This is a genomic window from Pseudomonas sp. AGC41 (assembly GCF_057334555.1).
The window spans coordinates 4,780-9,849 of record NZ_JBHFJB010000105.1 but is presented as its reverse complement, the minus strand read 5'-3'; the positions used below and the strand labels follow the sequence as shown (position 1 = coordinate 9,849).

The 5,070-nt window shown below is 65.3% G+C and carries 5 protein-coding genes; all 5 read left to right on the top strand.

The window, feature by feature from the left end; translation table 11 throughout:
- Window positions 1-479, top strand: a 479-nt coding sequence (locus ACE04F_RS18330; RefSeq protein ID WP_486108881.1) for an O-antigen ligase family protein, incomplete at its 5' end; no start/stop codon positions are given.
- On the top strand, window positions 479-1,438 hold the full coding sequence (locus ACE04F_RS18325) for a glycosyltransferase (protein ID WP_486108879.1): 960 nt from the start codon (window positions 479-481) through the stop codon (window positions 1,436-1,438). The genes ACE04F_RS18330 and ACE04F_RS18325, both read left to right, overlap by 1 nt.
- A complete protein-coding gene (locus tag ACE04F_RS18320; protein ID WP_486108877.1) occupies window positions 1,431-2,567 on the top strand; it encodes a glycosyltransferase in 1,137 nt (378 codons plus the stop codon). Before ACE04F_RS18325 ends, ACE04F_RS18320 begins: the two co-directional genes overlap by 8 nt.
- A 12-nt stretch (window positions 2,568-2,579) precedes the next feature.
- Entirely contained in the window at window positions 2,580-3,584 is a 1,005-nt protein-coding gene (locus tag ACE04F_RS18315) for a polysaccharide deacetylase family protein (protein WP_486108875.1), read from the top strand.
- Complete coding sequence (locus tag ACE04F_RS18310) at window positions 3,581-4,885, top strand: lipopolysaccharide biosynthesis protein (RefSeq protein ID WP_486108874.1); 1,305 nt, start codon at window positions 3,581-3,583, stop codon at window positions 4,883-4,885. Before ACE04F_RS18315 ends, ACE04F_RS18310 begins: the two co-directional genes overlap by 4 nt.
- Window positions 4,886-5,070: the final 185 nt, after the last annotated feature.

The following is a 5,070-nucleotide window of genomic DNA, read 5'->3' as shown; positions in this document are numbered from 1 at the left end:
CCAGCGCGCACAAGGACGAATCCCTGGGCCGCCGCGCCTCGTACATCGTCGTCGGCAGCCAGATGCTTCGCGAGAATCCGTTGCTCGGTTCAGGCCCCGGAACGTTTCCCCTGCACTACGCGCCCACCGGCTACGCCAAGGCTTTCTCGGCCAACCGCAAACTGGGGGACCTGTATCGCCGGGCGCATAACACCTACCTGGAAATTTTCAGCGAGATCGGCATTCCCGGCGGGTTGATGTTTGTCGGCATGATCGGCCTGGGCCTCTACAACCTGCTACGTGCACGCCAGCTCTGGCTCCAGCGGCGGGACTGGGTGCAGGCGGACCTGTTGACGCACCTGGGCATGAGTTTCCTGTCGCTGGCGTTGTTCCTGATGTTCCTCAGTGCGCCGAACCACAAGTTGCTGTGGATCATGCTGGCCTTGACCAGCGTGTTGCGCTACGACGCCGAACGGTCCGCGCCGCAGGAGACCCGTTGATGAAACGCGTGAGCATTGTGATCCCGATGTACAACGAGGCCCGGCACATCGGCCGCACGTTACTGGCGGCGCAGCAAGCGGCGCGCCAGGCGCAGCTGGAGTGCGAGCTGATCGTGGTCGACAACGGCTCGGACGACCATGGCCCGCGCATCGCCAACGAATTGGGCGCACGGGTGCTGATCGTGCCGGGCGTGCACATCGGCGCCCTGCGCAATCGTGGTGCGGCGGCCGCCAGCGGCGACTGGCTGGCGTTCATCGATGCCGACATCGAAATGCCCGCCGACTGGCTCAGGTTGTTGATCGAAATCGAGGGTCGCCAGGGCGATGTGCTCGGTCTCGACCTGGATACGCCCGAGCAGGCGCCGTGGTTCGCCCGGGCCTGGCAGCGGCGCGGCCAACGCCCGGGTTCGCGTCCGCTGCACCGGGTGCAGTGGCTGCCCAGTGCCAACCTGCTGATGCGCCGCGCCTGGTTCGATCACGTCGGTGGCTTCGATGAAAGCCTGCGCACCGGTGAGGACAAGGATTTTTCCCTGCGCCTGCGCCAGGCCGGAGCGCAGTTGTTGCTGGTGAGCGAAAGCCTCGCCCTGCACTGGGGTTACGAAGGCAGCTGGCGCGAGTGGATGAGCAAGGAACTGTGGCGCCAGGGCAGTCACTGGCAATTGCTGCGCAGCCACGGGCCGAGTCTGCGGCTGCTGCGCTTCCCTGCCTTGTCCATCGGTGCCTGGGGCCTGGATTTCCTGGCGCTGGTCGCCCTGTTCCAGGGCCAGGCGCGCCTGGGACTGATGCTGCTGTTGATCAGCACATTGCCGGCCCTGGTTCTGAGCTTGCGCCAGAGCCAGCGCGACCCGCGCCTGACCTTGCAACTGTGGGCCCTGCATGGGGTGCGCCTGCACCTGACCGGCGCGGCGCTGCTGCTCAACCTTTTTCAATGGAACGTCAGGAGACCTGCCCGTGGCTGAATTTTTCTATTGGTCTTGCCTGTTGTTGCCGGTGTACGCGTACCTCGGCTACCCGCTGCTGCTGACCTTGCTGGCGCCGCTGTTTCCGCTACGGCGCTACACCACGGCAGTGCCGATGGACGTCAGCATCGTGATTGCCGCCCACAACGAAGCGCGGCACATCGAAGCGAAGTTGCGCATGCTGTTAGCCCAGGATTATCCGGCACGCTCGCTGCAAATCATCCTGGCCAGCGACGGTTCCACCGACGACACGGTGGCCTGCGCGCGCAAGATCGGCGACTCACGCATCACCGTGCTCGACCTGCCACGCCAGGGCAAGGCCGCTGCTCTCAATACCGGCGTGGCCCATAGCTACGGCGAGATTCTGGTGTTCACCGACGCCGACAACCAATGGGCAAACGACACCCTCGGCCACCTGTTGGCACCACTGGGCGACCCGGAAGTGGGCGCCTGCGCCGGGCATATGGAAATCCCCGTGCCAGGCAAGGGCCTGAGCCTGGGCGACAGCCTGTATCGGCACTACGAAGGCTGGCTGCGCCGCGTCGAGAGCCGCACCGGCTGCATGGTCTCCGCGGACGGTGCGCTGCTGGCCCTACGCCGGGTGCTGTTCCAAGCAGTACCGGCGCAAGTCAACGATGACTTTTTCCTCAGCACCTGTGCGCCGGCGGCCGGTAAGGCAATCGTCTACGCACCGCTCGCCCGGGTAACCGACCAGGGCGTCGACGAAGCCGACAAGCAGTTTCGCCGGCGCCAGCGGGTCACCGTCGGTGGATTGCAGAGCCTGGCCCAGCGCCGCGAACTGCTCAACCCTTTGCGCCATGGGCTCTACGCCATCGGGCTGATCAGCCACAAGTTGATCCGCCGCCTGGCGCCGGTGTTGCTGGTGCCGCTGTTGCTGAGCAACGCCTGGCTCTGGGACGAGCATGGGTTCTATCGCCTGAGCCTGGTGGCGCAGTTGCTCGGCTACGCCATCGCCTTGATCGGGTTGCTGGACGTCGGCCACCGTCTGCCCAGGCCTTTCCGCCTGGCCGCGTTCGTGTTGGTGACGCTGGCAGGCATGAGCATCGGGTTGTGGCAGTTCCTGCGCGGCCACCGCTATAGCCAATGGAATCCCGAGCAGAACCGCTAAGGAGCAACGCCGATGTCGATCAAACACGTCTTCAAGCGCACCGGCGGCTGGCTGTACCTGAACACGTCCATGGGGCGCCATCCCTTGCGTGGCGCCGGCGTGATCCTGATGTTGCACCGGGTGCTGAATAACGACCGCGCCGCCGAACTGCCGCATCGCAACGAGCTGTGCGTGGGGCCTGAAGCGTTCGAACACCTGTTGATCTGGCTGCAACGGCATTTTGAATGCGTGCCGTTGATGAGCTTGCTGCTGGCCGACCCGGAAAGCGTTCCGAACCGTCCGCGGGTGGCCCTGACGTTCGACGATGGCTGGCGCGACAACGCCATGAATGCCTTTCCCCTGCTGCGCCAGTACCAAGTGCCGGCGAGCATTTTCCTGTCCACCGATTTTGTTGGCAGCCGCCAGCATTTCTGGTGGGAAAGCATCGGCGAAACCCTCTGGGGCAGCCATGGGCAGCTGGCGCGGCATTCGCTCATCGAGCATTTGCAGCAGGTCGGCCGGCCATTGCCGGTGCTGCTCGATGACATCGACGACGAGCGCCGCAGCCTGGCGCTGTTGCATTTCCTGCAAAGCCTGAAAACCCTCGACGCGCGAACCCTGAGCGATCTCACCGAGGCCTGCCCGCACGGCTCGCAACCCCAGGCATTGGACTGGACCCAGGTGCGCATGCTCGAAGATTCCGGCCTGATCCGCTTCGGCCCCCACGGTGCCAGCCATGCGATCCTGACCGGGCTGGACGACCAGCGCTTGCACGAGGAACTGACCCGCAGCTGGATAGCTTTGGAAAATGGCTGCGCGCAACCCCTGCCGGTGTATTGCTACCCCAACGGTGATCATGACGCGCGGGTACGCGAGCAGGTGGCGGCCCACGGTTTTCCGTTTGCCCTGGGCACCGAGGCCGGGCTGTATCGCCATGATGGCGACCCCTTGAACCTGCCACGCTTCGGCGTCAGCCAGCGCAATGCCTGTCATCCCGAGTTGCTGGCCTGGCGCATCCGTCGAGGAACCCGCTCATGAGCCGAGCCCATTATCTCAAGCATCTGGCCCTGAGCATGGGCACGCGCCTGGCGATGATCGCTCTGCGTCTGCTGCGCAACGTGTTGTTGGCAAGAATCCTGGGGCCCAGCGAGCGTGGGCTGTTTGCGTTGCTCAGTACCCTGCCCGACCTGATCAGCGCCGCCACCAGCGGTGGCCTGAATTCCGCCGTCGGTTACCAGGCCGCGCAGCAGCGCTCGATGGGCTTGTTGCTCAGCCAGGTGTTGGTGTTCGGCTGCCTGCTTGCCGGGTTGTTGACCTTGTTGGTGGTGGCGCTGGTGCGGGAATTCGGCGCTGAGCTGGACATCACCACGCAATTGGGATTGCTGGCCTGGCTGCTGTTGCTGGCCGTACCGCTGACCGTACTCAAGAGCGGCCTGCTGACGCTGCACAATGCCTCGGGCGGCGTGGGCGCGTTCAACGCGTTGCGGCTGATCGAGTCGCTGGCACCGCTGTTGTTGTTTGTGGCGCTGTTCTGGATGTGGCAAGACAAGGCGCTGGAGGCGGCGCTGATCAGTTGGCTGGCGGGCTTGAGCCTGGTGGTGCTGGCCGGCTGGATGTGGTTGCGCCGCGATCATGCGGTCGAGCTGCAGTGGGACCGCGCCGGCCAGAACGAGCTGTTGCGCTACGGCGCCCGCAGCCATCCTGACCTGCTGTTCCAGCAAGTGGTGCTGCGCTCGGATTTCCTCTTCATCGGCGCCCTGCTGGGCAGCACGGCGCTGGGGCACTACGCCATGGCCAGCGCCGCGGCCGAACTGCTGCTGATCGTGCCGGAAGCGGTCACCACGCCGCTGATGAAACGCCTGCTGCAGCAAGACCGCGACATGCAGCGCCTGACCCCGCTGGCCTTGCGCCTGACCGCCACGGTGATGCTTGGCGCTTGCCTGGGCATGGCGCTGATTGGCGAGTGGCTGATCGTCACGCTGTTCGGCGCCGCCTATCAACCGGCCTACCCGGCCCTGCTGGCGTTACTGCCGGGGCTGTTCGGGCTGTGCTACGCGAGCATCCTGCGCCTGGATCTGCTGGGCAAGGACCGACCCGGCACGGTGTCGCTGCTGATGGGCGTCGGCGCGCTGCTGAACCTGGCGCTGAACCTGGTCCTGATACCGCGCTACGGCATCGTCGGCGCGGCCGCCGCCTCGTCGATCGCCTATCTGGGGGTAACGCTGGCGCTGCTGGGCATGTACTGCCGCCTAAGCGGCGTGGCGCTGTGGCAGACACTGATCATCCTGCCCAGCGATTTGCTGCCGATGCGCCAGATGCTGCTGGGGAAATCCGCGTGAACATCGCCGTCCGCCAGACCGCCATCGCGAGCAAGCTCGCTCCCACAGGGTCCAGGGTTGGCAACGCTATTTGTATCCGCCACGCCTCCCATGTGGGAGCGAGCCTGCTCGCGAAAGCGCTGGGTCAGTTGGCTAGGATGTTGAAGGTGACGGCCCCTTCGCGAGCAGGCTCGCTCCCACATAGG

Bases quoted from the DNA above. Each gene is read 5' to 3' on its own strand.
- ACE04F_RS18315 (WP_486108875.1), top strand. From the start codon at position 2,580: ATGTCGATCAAACACGTCTTCAAGCGCACCGGCGGCTGGCTGTACCTG.
- ACE04F_RS18310 (WP_486108874.1), top strand. From the start codon at position 3,581: ATGAGCCGAGCCCATTATCTCAAGCATCTGGCCCTGAGCATGGGCACG.
- ACE04F_RS18325 (WP_486108879.1), top strand. From the start codon at position 479: ATGAAACGCGTGAGCATTGTGATCCCGATGTACAACGAGGCCCGGCAC.